This is a genomic window from Pseudoalteromonas sp. R86517 (genome assembly GCF_042466295.1).
Classification (GTDB): Bacteria; Pseudomonadota; Gammaproteobacteria; order Enterobacterales; family Alteromonadaceae; genus Pseudoalteromonas; species Pseudoalteromonas atlantica.
This window is the reverse complement of the sequence record NZ_JAXHCB010000001.1, coordinates 2,368,392-2,391,523: the sequence shown is the minus strand read 5'-3', so window position 1 is coordinate 2,391,523 and position 23,132 is coordinate 2,368,392. Positions and strand designations below refer to the sequence as shown.

Below are 23,132 nucleotides of genomic sequence, written 5' to 3'. Positions count from 1 at the left end.
GAAAGTGATAATTTCTGAACATGTGAAGCACTAAATTATAATTCAGTTCAGCTATATTCCCATAAAATACACACAACTAAATAAAACTATGGAATAATGGATTTAATTTTTTCCTGCCATTTCAGTTCCTAGAGGAATTTTTCATGTCAATTATCGATTCTGTGGCAACAAGCTACGTTGAAAGTTTAAACCGTCATCAAGCCTTATTTGAAACGATGGAGGCTTATCATCAAGAGTCTATGCAATTATTAGAAGCGTGCCACAGTGCATTGCAAGCTGGTGGTAAGGTTATTTGGTTTGGTAACGGCGGAAGTGCTGCCGATGCACAGCATTTAGCTGCCGAATTTGTTGTGCGTTATAAGTTAGAGCGTGGCCCGCTTGCCTCAATGGCGCTGACCACAGATACCTCAATATTAACTGCGCACAGTAACGACTACCACTTTGATACGGTATTTGAACGCCAAGTTCAGGCTTTATGTAAACCAGAAGATTTAGTGATTGGTTTAACAACCTCAGGTACCAGCGCCAATATTAATTTAGCACTGGAAGCAGCTAACAAAATTGGCGCGTTTACGGTTGCCTTAACCGGTCGCGAGGGCGGTAAAGTAAAAGACATAGCTAAATTGCCCATTATTATAAAAAATGATGAAACAGCCCGTATCCAAGAGGCACATATGTTTATTGGCCATTGGTTATGTGAAGCTATCGATATGGTTGTTGCGGAGCAGCAGTAATGGATTTATCGCTATTAAAAAACTTATCTAAAGCGCGTATTTTAGTTGTCGGCGATGTCATGCTAGACCGATACTGGTATGGCGATACAGGGCGTATTTCGCCAGAGGCTCCAGTACCCGTTGTTAAAGTAAGCAAGTTTGAAGATAAAGCGGGTGGCGCTGCAAATGTTGCAAAAAACATTGCGCGACTTGATGCCAAAGTGGGCTTACTTGGTTTAATTGGTGAAGATGAAAGCGGGCAAATCTTAGAAACTATTTTAAAGGGTGAAAAAATACATTCACAGCTTGTTAGTGTATGCGATTTACCCACTATTTCTAAAATGCGTGTAATTAGCCGCCATCAACAACTTGTGCGCCTAGATTTAGAAGAGACCTTTAGCGAGCAGCATAGCCAGTTGTTATTAAACCGTTTAGAGCTGGTGCTTGATGATTACGACTTTGTGGTATTTTCTGATTACAGCAAAGGCTCGCTGAGCTTAATTAAAGAAATGGTTAGCGTTGCTAAAGCGGCGGGTAAAACAGTGCTTATAGATCCTAAATCGCCCGATTTACACTTATACGAAGGCGCAGACTATATTACCCCTAATTTACATGAATTTAATTTGGCTGGGGGTAAAACAGGCTCTGAAGAAATATTAGCACAAAGCGCGCGTGAGCTAATTAGTAAAAATGGTATTAAAGCCATGCTACTTACACGCTCTGAGCAAGGTATGTCATTAATTAACGCTGATGAAAAACACGACTTTGCAGCGCAGCAGCTAGAAGTAAGTGATGTAACTGGCGCAGGCGATACTGTTATAGCTACGCTTGCGGTGATGCTCGGGGCAGGTATGGAGCCTAAAGATGCGGTAGAAATTGCTAATTTAGCCGCAGGCATTGTAGTAAGTAAGTTGGGGGCGGCAACGGTTTCACCAGAAGAGCTTAGCCAAAAGCTTGGCCAATACTTACACACCAATGGCGAGCACTACCAAACTCCGTTTGACGATGTGCTGCAACACATTGAGTTTGCAAAGCAAAATGGCGAAACGATAGTGTTTACCAATGGCTGTTTTGATATTTTACACGCAGGCCACGTACGCTATTTAGCCCAAGCCAAAGCGCGTGGAGATAGACTCGTTGTTGGTTTAAATAATGATGATTCAATTACGCGTTTAAAAGGCCCTGAGCGCCCTATAAATCCACTTGATGAGCGCGCAATGGTATTAAGTGCACTCGCCTCTGTAGATTGGGTAATTCCCTTTGGCAGCGCGGACGAAAACGACACTCCCGCTAAATTAATCGAGCAAATAAGCCCCGATATTTTAGTTAAAGGTGGTGATTACACTGTAGAGCAAATAGCTGGCGCCGATCATGTGCTACGCCATGGTGGCAAAGTAGAAGTGCTGACATTTTTAGATGGTTGTTCAACCTCTAAGGTGATTAGCAAAATAAAGCAGTAATATTTACTGATTAAATAAAAAAGGGTTGAAAACTGCGTTTTCAACCCTTTTTTTGTTATAAATAGCTGGCTTTAAAATGCTATTTTTAAATATACGGTTTAAAAATTATATTCGTACTTAGCAAACGCTGATGTGTCGTTTTCTGCGCCATCGTTGTTTGATGCAAAAGCGCCGAGCGTTAAGCGCCCACCCATAGCCAGCTGCCTGTAGCGTAGCTCAACTTGTTTTGAGTTATAACCGGTTTTGGTAATTGTATTACCTAAATCGGGGTTGCTAGGGTAACGGTCGCGATTATCGCTGTTGTAATCCACACTACGTAGTTTTACTTGCCAGTCATCGCCATTTGAAAGCTGACCTAAAAAAGTTAATACCACTGACTGCGCATCATTATCAAAAGTTGAGCCAATAGTGCGGCCGTAGTAACGATAGCCCGATTTATAATCGGAGTGTTCGTAGTAGCAGTTTTCATTGGTTGATTCGGCCGAGCACGATACACCTGTATCTATGTATTCAACGTTAACGAGCACATTTTGATTGTAAATGCGCTGCGTAGTTTGTACGCCAAATAAGTACGCTCTGTCGGCTGGTTTGAATTGCGAGCTGGCATCTTCGCCAATTGTACTTGCGTAGATTGCATACGGGTGACTAAATAAAGTGTCAGACCAACGCACATCTATGCCTGCAAGCTGATTACCAATTTTAGACTCCAGTGAGCTATCACAATTTTCATTGCCATCAATACAATTAGTTTGCCCAGTAATAACATCAATAAAATCACCTGCTGAGCTTGGCTGGCCTTCACCGGCCCACTGCGCAGACCAACTTAAAGCAATTTCAAGCTGTTGCATCGGGCGAAAGTTTACACGGCTGCTCCAAAGCAGCGCATCAGGAATAACGCGGGTCGATTCTAACTTTGCCATTTGCGCGGTAAAGCTCCATTGGCCTAGCCAACTTAACCAAGGTGTTTCAAACGCTGTGCTTTGCTCACGGGTTACACTTAGTGCCGGCAGTGGCTTTGCATTACCCGACATAATTAAACTGTTATCAACACCTGGGCCCCAAAACTGCTCTACGGCACCGGCTCTAAAAATCCAATTGCCCAAGCGGTAGGCTAAGTAGCTATCGTCAAATGAGGTATCGTTACAATCTTCAAGTGCTTGTTCGTTAGTGGCTATATCATCGGTTGTTTTGCCATCAACTAAGCATTGCTTACCATCGTTACGGTAATTAATGGCTACCTTCGCCGCAAAGTTATCGCCAAGGTAGGCGTAGGCCGCAGAAAGCTCAGATTCTTGTGTGTTGGTTGCCCCAAAGCTGGTGGCTATAATTGGGTCTGATGCGGCAAACGCTGAGAGTTGCACACTGTGCGAGCTGCTGTTTTCTGACTTATAACGATGTTTTACACGAAGCAGTGCATCTTGCAGGCTGGGAGATAAAAGTTCAAGCTTGCTCGATTCTAGCTCGCCAATAAAGCTTTTCCACATTAGCGGGTAGGTGGTTACAGGCGCTAAAATAACACCGGCATCAGCCAGTTGTTGAATGTCGGCTCGTAGACCGTAATCGTCTGGCTTTACCCAGGGCTCTGCTGTTACTGATGCGCTCATAGCGCAAAAAAGAGAAGAAAGTAGAAAGATTCTGTTTCGCAAAGTTCAGATCCTTGTGATTAAGATTGCGGCTAAGTTTACCAATCTAACATGGCTATTGCAGTAAATAATCTATTTTAGGGCGTTAAATTTGTGTATAAAAATGTAACCTAGCTATCGTAAAAACAATGGGATTGATATACTGCTGCGCAAATAGGAAATAGAGAATGCAATGAGCAACAAACGACTTTTATTTATACCCGTATCATCGCCACAAGGAATAGGTGAATACATGCGCTCGTTGTTGCTAGCCCAAAGCCTTGAAAGTGAATGTCTAGGTTCACTTACCATCCACTTTGTTTTAAATAAATACACGAACTACGCTAAAAACTGCCCATATGATACCACCTTGCTTGAGCGCTCTGCGACTAAAGAGCGCGATAAAGTGTGTGAAGTTATAGCCGATTTTAAACCTGACATTGTAATATTTGATTGTGCAGGGCGCGCTGCTCACATGAAAGCTGCAAAAAAAGTGGGTGCCAAAGTGGTGTTTATTTCTCAGCATGCGAAAAAGCGAGCGAAAGGTTTAAAACTTAACCGTATCAACCTAATTGATAGCCATTGGGTGGTACAGCCCGATTACTGCATTGAACCGCTGAGCTGGGCTGAAAAAGCTAAAATAGATATGTTTTCTTTGGCTATGCCTAAAAATGTGGGCCCTTACATAGCATTTTCATCAGCGTGCGATACCAAACAGGTGTTAAAAAAGTATCAGCTTGATGAACAAGGCTACTTTATCGTGAGTGCAGGCTCTGGCGGTCATGTGCTAGATAATCAAAACTGTGCAGATGTATTTTTTGCCGCCGCAGAGCAAATTTCATTGCAAACAGGGTTAAAGGCGGTGGTGGTATTTGGCCCTAATTATAATAAAGCGTTGCCAGCATCAAATACGGTTATAAATTTGGATACGTTAGAAAATAGTGAGTTTTTGTCGCTTATGGAGCAAGCTAAATTTGCATTGTTAAGTGCTGGCGACACGCTATTGCAGGCGGTTGCTGTTAAAACGCCTGCTGTGGCATGTGCTATTTCAAAAGATCAAACACAGCGCCTAGCAAGTTGCGCCACAACTGGCGTGGTAATTAAAGCAAACTTTGAGATTGAAGACATAGTAAATAAAGCCAGCGCTTTACTAATAGAGCCGCATTTTAACCAGCTACTAGAAAAATACTCTTTGCTTGAAAGCGCGCATAGCTATGAAGAAATAACGCAAGGGGTTAAAAGCATGCTGATGGTTGCCGATAGATGAATATAGTGATTGTAATAGATTCGTTAGCGGGTGGTGGCGCCGAAAAAGTGATGCTAACCCTTGCTCAGCAGCTAGTAAAAACGCATAGCGTTACTATTTTATCGTTGGCTAATAAATATGAATACACGCTCCCTGCGAATATAAAGGTTGAAAGTCTATTCAGTGATAAAGCCACTAAAGTGGATCGTTTTTGGAAAATAAATAAAAGTGTAGCAAAACTAGAGGCGTGGTTTAATAACAAACAAAAACAAACTGGCCCCATAGATTTAGTACTTAGCAATTTAGATAGAAGCAATAACTTATTGGCTAAAAGCCAGATTAAAAATGTTCACTTTGTTATGCATAACTCTGTTAATGCAGAGCTAGCTAGGCAAAAAAAGTTAGGCCCGTTTTCTTATTACTATCTTAAAAAGTCAAAGCAAAACTTAAACGGGAAATCCTTGGTGTGCGTGTCTAAAGGGGTAGAGCAAGAAATTACCCAAGGGCGTTTAATTAGCCCAAGCGCCATCACAACTATTTATAATCCCTTTAATTTAGTGGATATAAAGCGCCTCTCAGATGAGGTTAATACGCAAATTCCACAATCGCCGTATGTTATTCATGTAGGGCGGTTAGCTAAACAAAAGCGCCACGATATTTTATTTGCGGCATTTGCAAAGCTTGATAAAAAATACAAATTAGTCCTTTTATGCAATAAGCCTAGCAAAGCATTCAAGCTTGCAAAAACGTATGGCATTGAGGGACAACTTATAGTGCCAGGGTTTGAACAAAATCCGTATAACTGGATTAAGCAGGCTGAGGCATTAGTATTAAGCTCTGATTTTGAAGGGCTCCCTACAGTGTTAATTGAAGCATTAGCTGTTGGCACGCCTGTAGTAAGTACTAACTGTACGTTTGGACCGAGCGAAATTTTAACAAACGACTTGGCTAAATATTTAGCGCCTGTAGGGCATAGCGATGAGCTAGCGGCTAAAATTGAGCTGGTTTTAAACACTAAGCCTAATGTAGATAATGCCGACATTTTACAAAAGGTAACGGCCGAACAAGTTGCTAAGCAATACCTAGCTTTGTGTGGTTAATTGCTCTTTATAAATAGCCAATAAAGTTTGCCAGTCATTACTTTGCCAATAAAAAGCGTTGTTACGTCCTTGCTCTTTTAAAAATGAGCGCTCTAAACGTGCCATATTACTTTGTTGCCATTGCTTGTTAGGTGGTTTTATTTCGCCGCGATCAAAGTCGATAATATAAACCTCGCCCGTTTCATTAAATAAAATATTATTTATATTCAAATCAGCGTGGTACACACCTTTTGAGTGAAATAGCGCAACAGTATTGGCAATGCGCTTGAGCTCATCTTCTGTTAGTGGGCGTTCAATTAAAATATCGAGCAGGCTTTTAGCCCCTTTTACAGCCTCTGTAATTATATCGCCACGATAAATTAAGCCTGTGGTTGTTACCTTAGCGGCAATGGGTTTTGGTACATTTAAGCCAAGCTCAATAAGCCTTATCATTAAGCTGAACTCTTTATACACACGGGTGTTTTTAAGCCCAGGGTAGAGATACTGATCGCTTAACAACTTGCCAACTAAACCGCCGCGCCAATAGTGCCTAAGTACAGCGGTTAAATCATCGTGTTTAAAAAACCAGGCTGTGGCGCGGCCTTTTTTAGCACCGACTATTTTATTTTGCTGTTGCCAATAATCTGCATTGAACCAGTTTAAATCAACCTCGTTAAAATAATCTGGGTGGCTTAAAATAGTGTGCTTACCTTGCGTTAGTGTTTTAAACATAGCTCGTTAAAATAATTCAATAATGCGTGTATATTAACGTGTTTTATAGCGCAGCATAAGTGCTTGCATTAGTGCGAGTATAATTTAAGATCGCAGTCTATTATTTAAAGCCAAAGTGGAACGCGTGACTCAAGTGCCTAATTACTCCTCAATTTGTATTTTAAGACTCTCTGCCATTGGTGATGTGTGTCATGCCGTTAGTGCTGTACAAGCCATTCAAAAAGCACACCCCAATGCAAAAATAACGTGGGTAATGGGTAAAATAGAAGCCATGTTACTTGCCGATTTACCTGGGGTTGAGCTGGTAGTTTTTGATAAAAAACAAGGTAAGGATGCACTTAAAAAGTTAACACATTCTTTTAAAGGGCATCAGTTTGATGTGCTGCTTAATATGCAAGTCGCATTAAGAGCTGGCTTTGTTGCACGCTGTATACCAGCTAAAGTAAAAATAGGCTTTGATTGGGCACGTTCAAAAGAATTACATAGCTTGTTTATAAATAAACGAATAGCCCCACAAAAAGAAGCGCATGTGCTAGAGGGATTTAAAGGCTTTGCGGGTGCCATTGGAGTTAAAGACTATTCACCTACCTGGGATATGCCTTATACCTTAGCGGATGAGAACAAAGCAGATGCATTATTAGGGCCTGCGTATTTGGCAAATAAGTTATTGGTAATATCGCCAGCGGCCAGTAAAGCACAGCGAAATTGGTTGCCTGAGCGCTACGCTGCCCTTGCTGATTACGCGCATGAGCAGGGCTTTAACGTGGTACTAACGGGCGGCCCAACTGAGCTTGAGATTAATTTAGCTAATCAAATTATAAAACACAGTCACTGCACTATTTTAAACTTAGTCGGTAAAACAAAACTTAAAGAGCTGTTATGTGTGCTTAAGCGCGCTGATTTAGTTTTAGCCCCCGATACCGGCCCTGCACATATGGCGGTAACGGTAGGTACGCCGGTTATTGGTTTATATGCGCATTCTAATCCTGCACGTACAGGCCCTTATTTATATCAAGACTACGTAGTTGAGGTGTATCATCAAAATCTGCTAAAGCAAACGGGTAAAACAGCTCAACAATTGCCTTGGGGTACGCGCGTTAAGGGAGATGACCTTATGAGCCAAATAACCGTAGACAGTGTTAAAGCTATGTTTGATCATGTGGTACAAAAAGAGTCTATAAAATGAGTGTAACAGAAAAAAACAAAGCGCTTTTTTTAGACCGAGATGGCGTGGTAAATATTGATCATGGCTATGTGTATCAAAGTGAAAAATTTGAATTTATAGACGGTGTGTTTAGTACCTGTAAAGCATTTTATGATGTAGGTTATAAAATTATCATAGTGACTAATCAATCAGGAATAGGGCGAGGTTACTACACTGAAGATGACTTTTTAGCTTTAACTCAGTGGATGAAAACACAATTTAGTAAGCACAATATTAAAATTACAGATGTGTATTTTTGCCCGCACCATCCCAAAAAAGCGATGGCGCAATATTTAAAACAGTGCCAGTGCAGAAAGCCAGCTCCAGGTATGTTGTTACAAGCTATGCAAGAGCATAATATTGACCCTTCGAGCAGTGTTATGGTGGGTGATAAGCTTAGCGATATTCAAGCGGCACAAAAAGCGGCTATTAGCACGCGAGTGCTAGTTCGCTCTGGCCAACAATTTGACGAAAACGCTAAACAATACGCCGATTTAGTGATTGACTCTATTAACGATTTACCAGCACACTACTTGGTATAAAGTGCGTTTATATTTTCGCAACTAAAGTGTTAAGTATTGCTACCATTACCTGTATTAGCGACGAGCTGCAAACAGTGCATTTTACTTGTTAAACTTTTACAATACACCCCAACATAAACAGTGGCTTTAATGTTGTTGTTTACCCGTTCATTTAATTGGAGACTACAGATGAGAGCATCTGCTTTTTTTAGCCAACTACAAGAGCAAATTGAAGACGTTAAAGCGCAAGGTTTGTATAAAAGTGAGCGTATTATTACCTCGCAGCAACAAGCTCAAATAGAAGTTGCATCTGGCGATAAAGTTATTAATTTTTGTGCTAACAATTACTTAGGCTTAGCAAATAGCCCTGAGCTAATTAAAGCAGCGCAAGGTGGTTTAGATGACCATGGCTTTGGTGTTGCTTCAGTGCGTTTTATTTGTGGCACGCAAGATATTCATAAAACACTAGAGCAAAAAATTAGTGCGTTTTTAGAAACCGAAGATACAATTTTATACTCGTCTTGTTTTGATGCTAACACGGGCCTATTTGAAACTATTTTAGGCGCTGAAGATGCTATTATTTCTGATTCTCTAAATCACGCATCAATTATTGATGGCGTACGCTTATGTAAAGCTAAGCGTTTTCGTTATGCTAATAACGATATGGAGGATCTTGAAAAGCAACTTATTGCAGCTGATGAAGCGGGCGCTAAAACAAAATTAATTGCCACCGATGGCGTGTTTTCTATGGATGGCGTAATTTGTAACCTTGAAGCTGTGTGTGACCTTGCTGATAAGTATGATGCATTAGTGATGGTTGATGACTCACATGCGGTAGGCTTTGTTGGCGAAAACGGTAAAGGCACGCCTGAGTACTGTAATGTGCTTGACCGTGTAGACATTATTACCGGTACGCTAGGTAAAGCGCTGGGCGGTGCATCAGGCGGTTATACATCAGGTAAAAAAGAAATTGTTGAATGGCTACGTCAGCGTTCGCGCCCTTACTTATTCTCAAATTCATTAGCGCCTTCAATTGTAACTGCGTCAATTAAAGTACTCGAAATGCTTGAAAATGGTGGCGAGTTACGCGCTAAACTTTGGTCAAATGCTAAATATTTCCGTGAGCAAATGGAAGCCGCTGGCTTTACGTGTGCGGGTAAAGAGCATGCCATTATTCCTGTAATGCTTGGCGATGCTAAAGTTGCTTCATTAATGGCAGACAAACTACTCGCTGAAGGCATTTATGTAACCGGCTTTTCGTTCCCTGTTGTGCCAAAAGGCCAAGCGCGTATTCGTACACAAATTTCTGCTGCGCACAGTATTGAACAACTAGACACCGCAATTGCTGCCTTTACCCGTATTGGTAAAGAAATGGGCGTTATTTAATTTTTTATAAACCGAAGTATTGCTTCGGTTTTTTAGTTGAGTGTTAACTATGAAAGCTTTATCAAAATTAAAAGCCGAAACCGGCATCTGGATGACCGACGTACCCAAGCCTGAAGTAGGGCATAACGATCTACTCATTAAAATTCGTAAAACCGCGATTTGTGGCACCGACGTTCATATTTATAAATGGGATGAGTGGTCACAAAAAACCATTCCGACCCCTATGGTTGTAGGCCATGAGTACGTGGGTGAAGTGGTTGATATGGGCCAAGAAGTACGTGGCTTTGCAGTTGGTGACCGCGTATCTGGCGAGGGACATATTACGTGTGGGCATTGTCGTAACTGTCGTGCTGGTCGTGTGCATTTGTGCCGAAATACAACCGGTGTGGGCGTTAACCGCGAAGGCGCATTTGCTGAATATTTAGTTATTCCGGCCTTTAATGCGTTTAAAATTCCTGACAATATTTCTGACGAGCTTGCGTCTATTTTTGACCCGTTTGGTAATGCTGTGCACACCGCTTTATCGTTTGATTTAGTGGGCGAAGATGTGCTTATTACAGGGGCTGGGCCAATTGGTATTATGGCGGCGGCCGTTGCTAAGCATGTGGGTGCTCGCCATGTTGTGATTACCGATGTTAACGAATACCGTTTAGAGCTTGCACGTAAAATGGGCGCTACACGTGCCGTAAACGTTGCGAATGATAAGCTTGAAGATGTAATGAATGAGCTAGGTATGACTGAAGGTTTTGATATTGGCCTTGAAATGTCAGGTGTGCCAAGCGCCTTTAATTCTATGTTAAATAACATGAACCATGGTGGCAAAATTGCCATGCTGGGTATTCCGCCATCAGATATGGCCGTAGATTGGAATAAAGTTATATTTAAAGGCTTAGTGATCAAAGGTATATATGGTCGCGAGATGTTCGAAACGTGGTACAAAATGGCAAGCTTGATTCAATCAGGCCTTAATTTAGACCCTATTATTACGCATCAATATTCGGTAGATGACTTCCAAGCTGGCTTTGATATGATGATTTCAGGTCAATCTGGTAAAGTAATTTTAAACTGGGAATAGTTTAAAGTTTGCATACAGAGGCGGCTTAAGCCGCCTTTTTATTATATTTTTAAAAGAGATTTCAATGGCATTTAAACATATATCTATAGCACAAACGCACGAACTGCTTGATAAAGAAGATGTAGTGATTGCAGATATACGCGATCCTAACTCGTACCAAGCAGGGCATATTCCTGGCTCTGAAGCGCTTTCAAATGCCAATATAGCTCAGTTTATGATGGAAAAAGAGTTCGATCAGCCCATTATTATTGTTTGCTACCACGGCATGAGCTCACAAGGGGCGGCTAGTTATTTAGTAGAGCAGGGCTTTGAAGATGTATATAGCATGGATGGTGGCTTTACGGCTTGGGAAGCGGCTTACAGCGAGAAAGTGGAACGATGATTGAGCTAGGTAGTTTAAATAATCCTCGTGCCGCACAGGGCTTTATAGATTATTTAAAAAGCCAAGGCTTTGAAGGGCAACTGCGCAGTGCTGATGGCAGTAATGTTATTATTTGTGTTGCGGGCGAGCACTTTCATCAAGTGCAACCTTTGTGGGCTGAATTCGTACAAAACCCCAATCATGAGCGTTATCAACAAGCCTCTTGGGATGTGGGCAGTACACAATCTGGCTTAACGTATCAAGGACAGTCGCTTAATTTAGTGGCGCGCTTTAAAGCACTAAGCTGGCTAAATAAAACCGTAAGTATTGTAAGCGTTGCTATTTACTTTGCATTTTTATTGGGTGGCTTTGAGCAAATTTATACTGCTTTGCAGTTTAGCCCGAGCCAACCACTGAACTGGTTAACGCCAGCACTTGTTCATTTTAGCGCAATGCACATTGTATTTAACCTAATTTGGTGGATGTCGTTAGGTGATAATATTGAAAAGCAATGCGGCAAGCTGAGCTTAGTTGGGCTATTTGTGGTTACTGCACTTATTAGTAACTGGGCTCAGTTTTTAATTGTGGGGCCTAACTTTGGCGGCTTAAGTGGCGTTGTGTATGGTTTATTGGGTTTTTGTTGGATCCACAGCTATTTAAATCCTAAGCAGCCAGCGCTAGTAAGCACTGCCATTATTGGCTTTATGTTAATTTGGCTGGTACTCGGTTTTGCTGATGTGTTGTTTGTTGGTATGGCTAATTGGGCGCATTTAGGTGGGCTTTTAAGCGGCATGGCTTATGCCGTAACCGCTAATTTATTTAATGCTAAAAAAGCGTAAGCTTAGTGGTATAAATACTTAGTAAATAATACTTCACGAATAATCTCTTGGCCTGTTTCTTCTTTTAACAGGCTTTTTAATTTTTCGGCACACTTTGCTCTAATTTCTTCACGCCCAGTAAGCGACTTTATTTTTTCTTCAGGTTCTTTAGATAGTATTTCTACTAACGCATCGCGTAAAAGCGGGGTATGGTGCTCTACAATAGCAATATCTGCATTATTGCTAAGCATTAAATCTATAGTCACGCGTACATAGCCCATTTTTTTACTTGAGGCGCCTATGTAATTGGTAATAATGTCTGGCTCAAAACCAAAATAGCCCACTGTCGATTCCGCTTTTGCCGAAAAGCTAAAACAGTTTAGGATCAGTGCTAAAAAACCTGCGTATACTATTTTTTTCATCTTTAGTGTGTTTCCATTTTCTTAATACAAATAGTTTATACTTAATAGCGCCTAATAAACAGCTCCTGCAATTATTTATCGGCAGTAAAACATCACTTTTTCAAATGCTTTGGCAATGTTATCATCGTCTCGGTTTTAATTTTATTGAGCTATTGTGATTACATTTCCGCTTTCTATATCTGCCAATTGGCAATGTGCTTCTTTGGTAAATAACTTATCTGCGTTAGAGCAAGAGTGGCTATTTGAGCCACATTCATTAACCGCTAAATTAAAAAGTAATGCACAAACTTTTAGTGTAAAAGTGCTTAATGAGCAAACTTTTACTCTAAGCGATGCACAGCAACAACTACTTGGCTCAAATACAAATAAAGCACTTAATCGCGAGGTGCTTTTATTGTGTGACAATACACCCATGGTGTATGCCCAAAGTTGGCTGCCCAGTACACAAACGCAAACAACACTGCATAATATGGGCGCACGTCCTTTAGGTGATGTTATTTTTCAGCACCCTGAACTTACCCGAAGTAATATTGAGGTAGGGCGCTTTGACTCAGAGCATGCGCTGCAGTCACTTGTTAAAGAGTTGAATTTAACTACGCACCCTTTATTAGGTCGTCGTAGTGTGTTTTCTATTAATGATTATCACTTTTTAGTGTGCGAAGTATTTTTACCCGGAGCCTATTTGTACTCATGAAATTAGCCCCTTTGCAATTACAGCATAGCCCTTTTTATATTCAGCTCATGCGCATTGACAAACCTATCGGTACATTACTATTACTGTGGCCTACTTATTGGGCTCTATGGCTTGCAAACGCTGGTATGCCAAGCCTAGTTAACTTTATTGTATTTACCTTAGGCGTAATTGTTATGCGCAGTGCTGGCTGCGTTATTAATGATTTTGCAGATAGAAAAATAGACGGCTCAGTTAAGCGTACAGCAGGGCGGCCTTTGGCCACCGGACAAGTAAGTGCAGGTGAAGCACTGAGTTTATTCATATTACTGATAGCCATTGCTTTTGTATTGGTATTACTACTTAGCATCAACACTATTTTATTGTCACTTGGGGCGTTGGCACTGGCATTTTGCTACCCGTTTATGAAACGCTATACACATCTTCCGCAAGTAGTCCTAGGCGCTGCATTTGGTTGGGCGATACCTATGGCATATATGGCATCAGTTGACTCATTACCGCTGCAGGCGTGGCTGTTATTTGTTGCAAATATTTGTTGGACGGTAGCGTACGACACTATGTATGCCATGGTCGACAGAGATGATGATTTAAAAATAGGGGTTAAATCTACTGCTATTTTATTTGGTAAATACGACCGCCATATTATATTTTTATTAAACGCTAATTTTATAGCGTTGTTGGCGCTTATTGGCTTAATTAACCAGCTAGGCTTGGCGTTTGTTGCAGGTTTATGTACTGCCGCTGGGTTACTTATTTATCAGCAAGTGCTTATTCATAAACGTGCGCGTGATGCATGTTTTAAAGCGTTTTTAAATAATCACTATGTGGGATTAGCTATTTTTGTTGGCTTGTTCTTGTCATTTGTATTTGCGCGTTAATTTCATCTCAACGCTATTAATTTAACCTCAGCATAGCCACTAGTTGTTGTGGCTATGTTGGTTTTATCGTGGCGGGTCAATTACTCCACTTATTGAGGCGTTTTTTCTAAACCAGCCAGCAATAGAGTAGCGCTCATTAATGGCAGGTAATACCTCGTGTGCAAAACGCTCGCTTTCAAACATAACGAGTGTCCCCGCGGTGGGTTTAATTATTATCTCTACTTGCTTACTTTTTGGCTTGTAAATAACAAGCTCGCCGCCTTGCTCGGGCGTATTTAAATAAAGGATTGTTGTAAATACGCGGTTAGATCGCCCTTTAAATGAATCAAAATGCTTTTTATAAAAGTCGCCTTGGCTGTATTTAGCGTAGTGGCACTCATAATCAAATAAGCCCATAAAAAACTGCCGATTAAGTGTGGTTTTTATACTTTCCATTGTTGCTTGATAAGTTAGCTGTGCTTGTGAGCTGCCATCAAACCAATAGGTTTTATCTTTACGAATGGTTTTATCTATTTGTAAGTCATTTAAACGGCCAATACCTGCAGCGCTAAAATGCGGGTTAATACGGTGGCAATCGGTGATTAAACTCTCTACTAGCTCGCTAATAAGTGCGTTAGGAATAACAACATAACCATGGGTTTCTATTGCATCTAAATAAACATCAGAACTAAAAAGTGTGTTCATTTATGTCTGTTGATTAAAAAAGGTGCGACAGTGTAGCCTAAAAAAATTTAATAGCTAGTGGTTTGTGCTCTGCTATTTAAGCAAATAAAAACCTAACGCGTAAGCATAAAAACTAAAAGGGCTTTTTAGGTTAAGCTGCTGTGCTGCAGGTTTTGGTAACAAGAAGAGTAAATCAGTAAGGGCTATCTAAATTGGTTGCCCTTAAAAGGTTTAAGGGCAATGCGGTATGCTATTTTATCTTGGCTTAATTAATAGTCGTAGATGCTTTTTTGATAAGAGATAATAAATGGTCAATGTGTTCGCCAACTGCTGCTTGTTGGCTTGTTTGTATAACAAGTTGTTCGTGACTTAAGTCTTTATTTGTTTTTAGCTGTACAAGCTCTGTGTGCTCTGCAAGAGTGCTCGCGTGTTCAATACTTGCAATAGCAAAGTGATCCGATTTAACCAGCCCTGACATTACTTGCTCAATGCTGCCTACCTTAATACTAGCCGATTTATTGAGCATGTCGATGGCTTCGTTAAGCATGCTTTGTACTTGTTTAGACTGAGAAAAACAGCCGTACATAGGGTAGCTATCTAAATCGTGTTTACTGATATCGCTTTTATTTGCTAACGGATGATGTTTAGAAACAAACAATACCAGTTGGTCTGGCAGGTGTATGTCGCTGCCGATGCTATTAATAGCCTGCGAATAAACACTAATATCAATCTCGCCCTCTTGCAGTTTGCGTGCAAGTTCGTGCTGCTCTTGCAATTGCATTTCTATTTTTACATGGGGGTATTGTGCTAAAAATTGCCCGCATGAGATAGGCACTACACTGCTGGCTTTGTTGGTATAGCCAATGACTAACTTTTCGTCAGTATTGCCGTTAACCGATTGAGAAATTCGTTTTTTTGTATGCTCAAGTTCGGCAAGGGTGTTTTTGGCGTAATCAAGGAATAGCTCGCCTTCGGGTGTTAACTTTACTGAACGTGTTGAGCGTTTCACCAGTTCGTACCCCATTTCGTCTTCTAGGGTTTGAATGCTGCGCGTTAGCGCTGATGTACTAATTTGAGTTTGTTCGGCTGCTTGTCTGAAGTGGCGTAACACACCAAGCGCTACAAATTGTTCTAACTGTTCAAATCTCACTTTATAGTCCCTTTTTATAAGTAAGTCGCGTGTGTCGCGAACATCAATAATATTAGATTCGAGCTTTCAAAAAGCGAAGCCTAATATGTAACTGTGTTTGCAAATTTATGACATATTTGCCTCAGCATATCCCTCTTTTAGTATTATTTAAAGAGAAGACGCATTTAAAAGTATTACCAATTAGGCTTATTTATAGTGATTTATTACTCTATTTAAAACTAAGCTATGTTAGCAAGTAAGACTAAATACAATGACTTAGGCGCTTTGATGCTTTTAAAAGTAATACTTTAGACATAATTTAGCATTAATTAATAAAAAAGTATGCCAGAAAAAAGGCTATAGGAAAATCCTACGTAGTGATTTGTAATGAAGTGAGGCATAAACGCTTATAGTTTTAGGTTATGCCATCGCTTTATTCTTGTTTAAGAATTTAGAAAAGTAAGCCGCTAAGGCTTACTACTTTTGTTAGTAAAGTTTTTAGTAATGCGGTTACTTAGAGGTTTGTCTTCAATACTTTGTAGCTCTATTTCTATGGCATCGCACGAAATATGAATTTCAAATAACGATGTTAATAACGAAAGGCTTAAGCACGCTAAGCTCACCCCAAACAAAATAATACCTGTGGTGTTAAATTCTATAAATAAGGCAAACATTGATAGCGTACACAATAAAAAAGAGGCCACCCCATACACTTGCATGGTACGTATTAGCTTAATGCGCTTTCTTAAGTTTGTTATTTGAGCCACAACAACGGGGCGAATAGACTCGCCTTCTCGTGAATTTAATTCTCGGATTAATTGCGCTAGTACTAAAAAGCGGTTTGTGTAAGCAAGCAGCAACAGTGAGATTGCTGGAAAAAGTAAACCTGGGGTAGTAAGTGTCATTGTTTTATCCTAAAAAGTTACCTGCTATACACTTTAGTAGAGTATCGTAGGATATTGTAAACACAAAATAATTGAGGTGATAATTGCAAAATATTAATACTCATAGTACTCAGCAAGCTTTTCAGTGGGTAACGCTCTACAAAGCAGATAACACATTAGAGGCAAATATAATCAAAGGGCTGTTATTAAGCGCGGGAATTGAGTGCCAAATTCAAGGTGAAATGCTTCAAGGCGCCTTAGGCGAAATCCCCTTTGAACAAACCCAAGTAAGTGTGCAGGTTTATTCGATAAAAGAGCGCCACGCGCGCGAAATATTGGTAAACTACCAACAAGTAAAACAATCCGCTCCAGATTGGGTATGCCCTAACTGTAATGAGCATAATGGATCAACATTTGATTTTTGTTGGTCATGTGAGACGTTAAGAAATGACAAAAGCGAATAACTTTCAACGTATTAGAGAGCTAAACTACTTACAAAAAGCGGTGTTAGCAAGTGCTTTAATTGAGCGTATGTTACCTAATTATGGTTTATTTAGTGAAGCCACCGGTTTTGGTGATGAAGCCTTATTACGCAGTGCGTTAAATGTTTGCTGGGAAAAAATATTACTACCAAAAAGTAAAATAGATCTCGAAAAACAAGTAGAAAAAATTGAGCCAAATGTACCTGAGCTTGCCGACTTTGATATGTTTGGCACTTACCCCGCAATAGATGCTGCAACGTCGCTTTTGAGCCTAATGCACGGCTTGATGGGGCAAGACGAGCAAGAATTTATAAGCGTTAGTAAAATATCGCAAGCAACAGTGGCGCGTTTTATTGAATACCAAATGACGGTTGAAGGTGAAGTGGCTGACAATAAAGCCGTACGAGAACACCCATTAATGCAATACGAAATTGAAGTGTTGAGTGAGCTAATCGACTTTGTAGAAAATATGGGCCGCGTGACTTCTGAAAACGTTAAGGCACTTAAAAAGCAGGCCGTTGCAGATGGACAAACCAATATTGGTTTGGCGTTATAGTTGTAATTAATTAACTGTGGTTAATTGCTCTCTAGCAATTTTTAGCGTTTATTACGTTGAACTTAGTAAAAACCTTAGCTAGAGAATGATAAAATTAAATAGTTTTAAATATGTGTGTAAATCTCTTAACCACAGTGCAGGTTAAGCAGTAAATAAAGGCAGGAGAAGTAAAGTGCGAATTTTAGGCATTGAGTCATCGTGTGATGAAACCGGTATTGCAATTTACGATGATGAAAAAGGCTTATTGGCTCACCAGTTATACAGCCAAGTAAAAGTACATGCAGATTATGGCGGTGTTGTACCTGAGCTTGCATCGCGCGATCACGTTCGTAAAACCCTGCCACTTATTGACGCTGCTTTTGCTCAAGCCGGTTGTGGCCCTGAAGATTTAGATGGCATTGCATACACCGCAGGCCCTGGTTTAGTGGGGGCGTTATTGGTAGGTACCTCTATTGGCCGTTCTTTAGCCTATGGTTGGGATATTCCAGCTGTTGCCGTGCATCATATGGAAGGGCATTTACTTGCACCTATGCTTGAAGAAAACGTGCCTGAGTTTCCCTTTATTGCTTTGCTAGTGTCGGGCGGCCATACCATGATGGTAAAAGTAGCCGGTATAGGCCAGTACGAAGTATTGGGTGAATCTGTTGATGATGCCGCAGGTGAAGCATTTGATAAAACAGCTAAACTATTAGGGCTTGATTACCCAGGCGGCCCTCGACTAGCTAAAATGGCTGAGCAAGGCGTTGCAAAACGGTTTGTTTTTCCACGCCCTATGACGGATAAGCCAGGCCTTGATTTTAGCTTTAGTGGCTTAAAAACAGCAGCTTCTATAGCGATTCGCGAAAATGATGATGACGCACAAACCAAAGCAGATATCGCCCATGCGTTTCAAACAGCAGTGATTGATACATTGGTTATTAAGTGTAAGCGTGCTCTTAAACAAACCGGGATAAAACGTTTAGTGATTGCCGGCGGAGTAAGTGCAAATACACAGCTGCGCTTACAGCTTGAGCGTGTTATGCAAGGGATGAAAGGACAGGTTTACTATCCACGTACTGAGTTTTGTACTGATAATGGCGCAATGATTGCCTATGCTGGTATGCAGCGCTTAAAAGCAGGCCAGTTTGCCACACTCGACATGAAAACCAAACCGCGTTGGCCAATAGACAGCTTAGAAGCGATTTAGCATCAATAATTATTGATTTTTTTCATTAGTGGGTGCTTTTTTAGCGCCCACTTTTGGTTCTTCACCTTTAAAAAGGCGAATAATATTAGTGCGATGACGAAATATAATTAGCACGGTAATAAAGGTTACCGGTAGGGTGTAAAGCGGTTTAATCAACCACGTATACAGTGGAGCAAGCGACACCGTGACCAAAGCGCCTAATGAAGAAAAGCGAGTAATAGCAACCACAATAATCCAAGTGCTTATTAATAGCCCCGCCAACGATAAACCAATCGGCAATAAAGAGCCAAACGCAGTGGCTACCGCTTTTCCGCCTTTAAAGCTAAAAAATAGTGGGTACATATGCCCTAAGCACGCGGCAACGGCGACCAAACCAAGTGCTAAAGGCGTTAGGTCTAAAAAATAAGCCCCCCATACGGGGATAGTGCCTTTTAAAATATCAAACACTAATACTAAGCACGCAGGAAAGGCTCCACCTAAACGATACACATTGGTGGCTCCTGGATTATTTGAACCGCTGCTGCGAGGGTCTGGCAGTTTGAATAGCCGAGACACTAATATAGCCGATGAAATCGACCCTAATAAGTAGGCTAAAACAAACAGTAAAATGGCTAACACAAAGTCCCTTATTTTTTAATTGCTATACCCATCGATAGCACTTTTACGCTATTATTGGCGGCACAATTTATCGTGAAAATTATTAACTGCTGTATTTTGCAGTTAATCTAGCTATTTGGCTATTGTAGAAGTAATTTTTACATATTTAAACACTGCTTAAAGCATATACAGTATTAATTTAATCAATGCATTGTATGCTTAGAGAGTGTTTATAGTTATTTGGAGTATCAATGGATAAGGTTTTTATATCTCAACTACACGTCGACACAATTATTGGAGTGTACGACTTTGAAAAAGAAAGTAAACAAAGCCTTTATTTTGATATTGAAATGCTCAGCGATATAAAGCCTGCAGCAGCAAATGATGACATTAATTTAGCACTCGATTATGCAAAAGTAAGCGAGCGAGTGATTGAGCACACTACGGCTAAGCCGGTTGAGTTACTTGAAACCTTAGTAGAGCAACTAGCAATTATTATATTAACCGAATTTAATACACCACAAGTAACAATTAGAGTGAGCAAACCGGCCGCTGTAGCGCAAGCAAACACCGTAGGTGTAGAAATAACACGCACAAAGGCTATGAGCTAAATGGCGCAAATTTATATCAGCTTAGGCTCAAATATAAATAAAGCGCATTATATTCGCTGTGCGCTTGATGCACTTGAGCACCACTTTACAGATATTGTGCATTCATCTGTTTTTGAAAGCGAAGCAGTAGGGTTTAAAGGTAATAACTTTTATAACTCGGTGGTGGCTGCTACCACATCAATGCCGCTTGAGCGTGTATGTAAGTTATTAAAACAAATAGAGCGAGATAACGGGCGTAAAGCGGATGATAAAAAATTTAGCCCCCGTACATTAGATTTAGATCTGCTCTTTTACGATGACGTTGTTTGCGATTCGCCTGCACAATTACCTCGCGATGAAATTACCAAAAACGCTTTTGTACTTCAGCCTCTTTGTGAAGTCGCCCCCAATTTTTATCACCCCGTTGCTAAGCAAACCATTGCTGCGCTATGGAGTGCGTATAACAACCCTCAACAAAAACTATGGAAGGTGGAGTTTTCTAACCCATGAGTATTTTAGAAATAATTATTTTAGCCCTGATACAAGGATTTACTGAGTTTTTACCTATTTCGAGCTCAGCTCACTTAATTTTACCTTCGCAAATTTTGGGATGGGAAGACCAAGGCCTTGCTTTTGATGTGGCTGTGCATGTTGGTACGTTAATAGCGGTTGTTATATATTTTCGTAAAGAAGTGGCTGATATTCTCAGCGCCTGGTTTAAATCGTTTGGCGCCCAAGGCACCACCGACGACAGTAAACTTGGCTGGTGGATTATATTGGGCACTGTACCTGCTGCGTTATTAGGCTTATTGCTAAAAGACGTTGTTGAGCTGTACCTGCGCAGTGCGTGGGTTATAGCAGCTACGACTATTATTTTTGGTTTATTACTTTGGTACGCCGATGCCAAAGGTAAGCAAATGAAAACAATTTATCAGCTTAACTGGAAAACAGCGCTGCTTATTGGCTTTGCTCAAGCGGTGGCTATGATCCCAGGTACCTCTCGCTCTGGCATTACCATGACAGCGGGTTTATTGCTGGGCATGAACAAACAAAGCGCAGCGCGTTTTTCGTTTTTACTCGCTATACCTATTATTTCTATGATGGGCCTTTACTACACGATAGAGCTGGCTTTAGGCGATCATGTGGTTGATTGGAGCACATTAATTTTAGGTGTAGTCCTCTCGTTTTTATCGGCGTACGCCTGTATTTTCATGTTTTTAAAAGTGATAGAACGAATGGGCATGCTGCCGTTTGTAATTTACAGACTTTTACTTGGCGTAGGCTTAATTGTATTTTTAACGCTGTAATTTAGCTTATTACCAGCAAGCCCTCTTACTTAGGTAAGAGGGCTTTTTTATTTTATTAACGCTGTTTTAGCATCAGTGAATTGACGAGACGCGCATAGTCACGAAGCCTAAAATTTGGCATTATAGCGCCATTAAACTTCACAGACGTGCGAAGTACGAAAGGATTTAAAAGTTATGCATATTCATATATTAGGCATTTGCGGCACCTTTATGGGCGGTATAGCGGCTATTGCTAAATCGCTTGGCCATAAAGTGACGGGCTCTGATCAAAATGTTTACCCGCCGATGAGCACTCAACTTGAGCAGCTGGGCATTGAGCTAACCCAAGGTTACGACGTAAAACAGTTAGAGCCAAAGCCAGACATGGTGGTTATTGGTAATGCCATGAGCCGAGGTAACCCCTGTGTAGAATATGTGTTAGATAAAGGCTTGCCGTATACATCAGGGCCAGAGTGGCTTAAACATAACCTATTGCAAAATGCTTGGGTGCTTGCGGTGGCAGGCACACATGGCAAAACTACCACAGCAAGCATGCTGGCGTGGATTTTAGAGTATGCAGGTTTAAAACCTGGGTTTTTAATTGGTGGTATAGTTCAAAACTTTGGTGTGTCAGCCAAAGTGGGCGAAACCCCGTTTTTTGTAATAGAAGCAGATGAATACGATACCGCTTTTTTTGATAAGCGCAGCAAGTTTGTGCATTACTTACCACGTACGCTCATTTTAAATAACCTTGAGTTTGACCACGCCGATATTTTTGACGATTTAAACGCAATAAAAAAACAATTTCATCACTTAATGCGTACATTACCTCATACTGGCAAGGTAATTTGGCCAAAAGACGATGTCGCACTTGATGATGTTATTAAGCAAGGGCTCTGGAGCGAAAGTGAAACCCTAAATGGTGATTGGCATTATGACTTGTTAAGCGCTGATGGCAGCCAATTTAATGTGCTTTTAAACAATGAACTTCAAGGCACAGTTAATTGGCAGGCTATAGGCGAGCATAATGTTAAAAATGCCATTATGGCTATCGCGGCAGCGCGCCACGTAGGTATAGCCGTTGAGCATAGCATTGCAGCGCTTGAAGAGTTTATTAGCCCTAAACGGCGTATGGAGCTTAAAGCCGACATAAATAACATTAAGGTGTACGACGATTTTGCGCACCACCCAACAGCCATAAAAACAACGCTTGCGGGGTTACGTGCAAAAGTGGGTGATGAAAAAATTATTGCTATTTTAGAGCCACGCTCAAACACCATGAAGATGGGTGTACACCAACATACGCTACTTGCTTCGTTAAGTGATGCCGATGACGTGCTGTTATTTGAGCCCGATAACCTAAATTGGTCTCTTAAAGCGCAAGCCGACAATGCCGGTATGCAGTGTTTTAATAGTACGCAAATGATTATTGACACTGCGCTTGAAAATATCATGCCAAATCAGCACATATTAATTATGAGCAATGGCGGTTTTAATGGCTTACATCAACACTTAGTTGATGGTTTAGCTAAAAAATACAGCGGAGAATAA

At 40.8% G+C, this 23,132-nt stretch carries 26 protein-coding genes; 19 read left to right on the top strand and 7 right to left on the bottom strand.

Annotated elements, in window-relative coordinates; translation table 11 throughout:
- Window positions 1–143 precede the first annotated feature (143 nt).
- Both SJY38_RS10785 and hldE read left to right on the top strand, forming a co-directional pair.
- The gene (locus SJY38_RS10785; RefSeq protein WP_004588568.1) at window positions 144–734 is read left to right on the top strand and encodes an SIS domain-containing protein; all 591 of its coding nucleotides are present in this window, start codon (window positions 144–146) and stop codon (window positions 732–734) included.
- Window positions 734–2,173 (top strand): bifunctional D-glycero-beta-D-manno-heptose-7-phosphate kinase/D-glycero-beta-D-manno-heptose 1-phosphate adenylyltransferase HldE, encoded by a 1,440-nt coding sequence (gene hldE / locus SJY38_RS10780; protein WP_029773562.1) that lies wholly within the window; start codon window positions 734–736, stop codon window positions 2,171–2,173. Before SJY38_RS10785 ends, hldE begins: the two co-directional genes overlap by 1 nt.
- A gap of 98 nt (window positions 2,174–2,271) precedes the next feature.
- Here the strand turns inward: hldE and SJY38_RS10775 are convergent, their stop codons facing one another.
- Window positions 2,272–3,777 carry a capsule assembly Wzi family protein gene (locus SJY38_RS10775; RefSeq protein WP_377110209.1) on the bottom strand — a complete coding sequence of 502 codons (1,506 nt, stop codon included), beginning with the start codon at window positions 3,775–3,777 and terminating at the stop codon, window positions 2,272–2,274.
- Window positions 3,778–3,988: 211 nt separating this feature from the next.
- Between SJY38_RS10775 and SJY38_RS10770 the strand changes: the two genes are divergently transcribed.
- Window positions 3,989–5,062, top strand: a complete 1,074-nt coding sequence (locus SJY38_RS10770) for a glycosyltransferase family 1 protein (RefSeq protein WP_377109734.1) — start codon at window positions 3,989–3,991, stop codon at window positions 5,060–5,062.
- Window positions 5,059–6,141, top strand: coding sequence for a glycosyltransferase (locus SJY38_RS10765; RefSeq protein ID WP_377109733.1), 1,083 nt, complete (start codon window positions 5,059–5,061; stop codon window positions 6,139–6,141). The genes SJY38_RS10770 and SJY38_RS10765 overlap by 4 nt, the downstream gene beginning before the upstream one ends.
- Here the strand turns inward: SJY38_RS10765 and SJY38_RS10760 are convergent.
- Window positions 6,124–6,852, bottom strand: coding sequence for a 3-deoxy-D-manno-octulosonic acid kinase (locus SJY38_RS10760; protein ID WP_054983157.1), 729 nt, complete (start codon window positions 6,850–6,852; stop codon window positions 6,124–6,126). The two genes, SJY38_RS10765 and SJY38_RS10760, sit on opposite strands and share 18 nt — an antisense overlap.
- A 124-nt stretch (window positions 6,853–6,976) precedes the next feature.
- Between SJY38_RS10760 and SJY38_RS10755 the strand changes: the two genes are divergently transcribed.
- The 6 genes from SJY38_RS10755 to glpG all read left to right on the top strand — a co-directional run bounded on the left by SJY38_RS10755 (window position 6,977) and on the right by glpG (window position 12,238).
- A complete protein-coding gene (locus SJY38_RS10755; RefSeq protein ID WP_289076023.1) occupies window positions 6,977–8,038 on the top strand; it encodes a glycosyltransferase family 9 protein in 1,062 nt (353 codons plus the stop codon).
- Window positions 8,035–8,598: a D-glycero-beta-D-manno-heptose 1,7-bisphosphate 7-phosphatase gene (gmhB, locus tag SJY38_RS10750; protein WP_248531230.1), complete on the top strand. Its 564-nt coding sequence runs from the start codon at window positions 8,035–8,037 to the stop codon at window positions 8,596–8,598. Before SJY38_RS10755 ends, gmhB begins: the two co-directional genes overlap by 4 nt.
- Window positions 8,599–8,766: 168 nt before the next feature.
- On the top strand, window positions 8,767–9,963 hold the full coding sequence (locus tag SJY38_RS10745) for a glycine C-acetyltransferase (RefSeq protein WP_286740815.1): 1,197 nt from the start codon (window positions 8,767–8,769) through the stop codon (window positions 9,961–9,963).
- A 49-nt stretch (window positions 9,964–10,012) separates the two neighbouring features.
- A complete protein-coding gene (gene tdh / locus SJY38_RS10740; protein WP_004588559.1) occupies window positions 10,013–11,038 on the top strand; it encodes an L-threonine 3-dehydrogenase in 1,026 nt (341 codons plus the stop codon).
- A gap of 64 nt (window positions 11,039–11,102) precedes the next feature.
- Entirely contained in the window at window positions 11,103–11,420 is a 318-nt protein-coding gene (gene glpE / locus SJY38_RS10735; RefSeq protein WP_004588558.1) for a thiosulfate sulfurtransferase GlpE, read from the top strand.
- A complete protein-coding gene (glpG, locus tag SJY38_RS10730; protein ID WP_096740041.1) occupies window positions 11,417–12,238 on the top strand; it encodes a rhomboid family intramembrane serine protease GlpG in 822 nt (273 codons plus the stop codon). The genes glpE and glpG overlap by 4 nt, the downstream gene beginning before the upstream one ends.
- 2 nt (window positions 12,239–12,240) lie before the next feature.
- On the opposite strand, the gene SJY38_RS10725 is transcribed toward glpG, so the two are convergent.
- Complete coding sequence (locus SJY38_RS10725) at window positions 12,241–12,639, bottom strand: flagellar basal body-associated protein FliL (protein ID WP_024034357.1); 399 nt, start codon at window positions 12,637–12,639, stop codon at window positions 12,241–12,243.
- 154 nt (window positions 12,640–12,793) lie between these two features.
- On the opposite strand from SJY38_RS10725, the gene SJY38_RS10720 reads away from it, so the two are divergent.
- Complete coding sequence (locus SJY38_RS10720) at window positions 12,794–13,333, top strand: chorismate lyase (protein WP_004588555.1); 540 nt, start codon at window positions 12,794–12,796, stop codon at window positions 13,331–13,333.
- Window positions 13,330–14,208: a 4-hydroxybenzoate octaprenyltransferase gene (ubiA, locus tag SJY38_RS10715; RefSeq protein WP_377109732.1), complete on the top strand. Its 879-nt coding sequence runs from the start codon at window positions 13,330–13,332 to the stop codon at window positions 14,206–14,208. The genes SJY38_RS10720 and ubiA overlap by 4 nt, the downstream gene beginning before the upstream one ends.
- Window positions 14,209–14,271: 63 nt before the next feature.
- Here ubiA and SJY38_RS10710 read toward each other — a convergent pair whose 3' ends face one another.
- The 3 genes from SJY38_RS10710 to SJY38_RS10700 all read right to left on the bottom strand — a co-directional run bounded on the left by SJY38_RS10710 (window position 14,272) and on the right by SJY38_RS10700 (window position 16,905).
- Window positions 14,272–14,892 carry a 2OG-Fe(II) oxygenase gene (locus SJY38_RS10710; RefSeq protein WP_377109731.1) on the bottom strand — a complete coding sequence of 207 codons (621 nt, stop codon included), beginning with the start codon at window positions 14,890–14,892 and terminating at the stop codon, window positions 14,272–14,274.
- Window positions 14,893–15,136: 244 nt separating this feature from the next.
- On the bottom strand, window positions 15,137–16,021 hold the full coding sequence (locus tag SJY38_RS10705; RefSeq protein ID WP_121637081.1) for a LysR family transcriptional regulator: 885 nt from the start codon (window positions 16,019–16,021) through the stop codon (window positions 15,137–15,139).
- Between the two features lie 446 nt (window positions 16,022–16,467).
- Window positions 16,468–16,905 carry a DUF2721 domain-containing protein gene (locus SJY38_RS10700; RefSeq protein WP_029773572.1) on the bottom strand — a complete coding sequence of 146 codons (438 nt, stop codon included), beginning with the start codon at window positions 16,903–16,905 and terminating at the stop codon, window positions 16,468–16,470.
- A gap of 83 nt (window positions 16,906–16,988) precedes the next feature.
- On the opposite strand from SJY38_RS10700, the gene SJY38_RS10695 reads away from it, so the two are divergent.
- The 3 genes from SJY38_RS10695 to tsaD all read left to right on the top strand — a co-directional run bounded on the left by SJY38_RS10695 (window position 16,989) and on the right by tsaD (window position 19,108).
- Window positions 16,989–17,348, top strand: coding sequence for a DUF2007 domain-containing protein (locus tag SJY38_RS10695; RefSeq protein WP_024034351.1), 360 nt, complete (start codon window positions 16,989–16,991; stop codon window positions 17,346–17,348).
- Window positions 17,332–17,922 carry a YjaG family protein gene (locus SJY38_RS10690; RefSeq protein ID WP_004588549.1) on the top strand — a complete coding sequence of 197 codons (591 nt, stop codon included), beginning with the start codon at window positions 17,332–17,334 and terminating at the stop codon, window positions 17,920–17,922. The genes SJY38_RS10695 and SJY38_RS10690 overlap by 17 nt, the downstream gene beginning before the upstream one ends.
- Window positions 17,923–18,094: 172 nt before the next feature.
- Window positions 18,095–19,108: a tRNA (adenosine(37)-N6)-threonylcarbamoyltransferase complex transferase subunit TsaD gene (gene tsaD, locus SJY38_RS10685; protein WP_054983164.1), complete on the top strand. Its 1,014-nt coding sequence runs from the start codon at window positions 18,095–18,097 to the stop codon at window positions 19,106–19,108.
- A 9-nt stretch (window positions 19,109–19,117) separates the two neighbouring features.
- Here tsaD and plsY read toward each other — a convergent pair whose 3' ends face one another.
- On the bottom strand, window positions 19,118–19,726 hold the full coding sequence (plsY, locus tag SJY38_RS10680; protein ID WP_024034349.1) for a glycerol-3-phosphate 1-O-acyltransferase PlsY: 609 nt from the start codon (window positions 19,724–19,726) through the stop codon (window positions 19,118–19,120).
- 230 nt (window positions 19,727–19,956) lie between these two features.
- Between plsY and folB the strand changes: the two genes are divergently transcribed.
- The 4 genes from folB (at window position 19,957) to mpl (ending at window position 23,132) form a co-directional block, all read left to right on the top strand.
- Window positions 19,957–20,316 carry a dihydroneopterin aldolase gene (folB, locus tag SJY38_RS10675; protein ID WP_377109730.1) on the top strand — a complete coding sequence of 120 codons (360 nt, stop codon included), beginning with the start codon at window positions 19,957–19,959 and terminating at the stop codon, window positions 20,314–20,316.
- Entirely contained in the window at window positions 20,317–20,805 is a 489-nt protein-coding gene (gene folK / locus SJY38_RS10670) for a 2-amino-4-hydroxy-6-hydroxymethyldihydropteridine diphosphokinase (protein ID WP_377109729.1), read from the top strand.
- Complete coding sequence (locus SJY38_RS10665) at window positions 20,802–21,602, top strand: undecaprenyl-diphosphate phosphatase (protein WP_004588544.1); 801 nt, start codon at window positions 20,802–20,804, stop codon at window positions 21,600–21,602. The genes folK and SJY38_RS10665 overlap by 4 nt, the downstream gene beginning before the upstream one ends.
- A 174-nt stretch (window positions 21,603–21,776) precedes the next feature.
- On the top strand, window positions 21,777–23,132 hold the full coding sequence (mpl, locus tag SJY38_RS10660; protein WP_377109728.1) for a UDP-N-acetylmuramate:L-alanyl-gamma-D-glutamyl-meso-diaminopimelate ligase: 1,356 nt from the start codon (window positions 21,777–21,779) through the stop codon (window positions 23,130–23,132).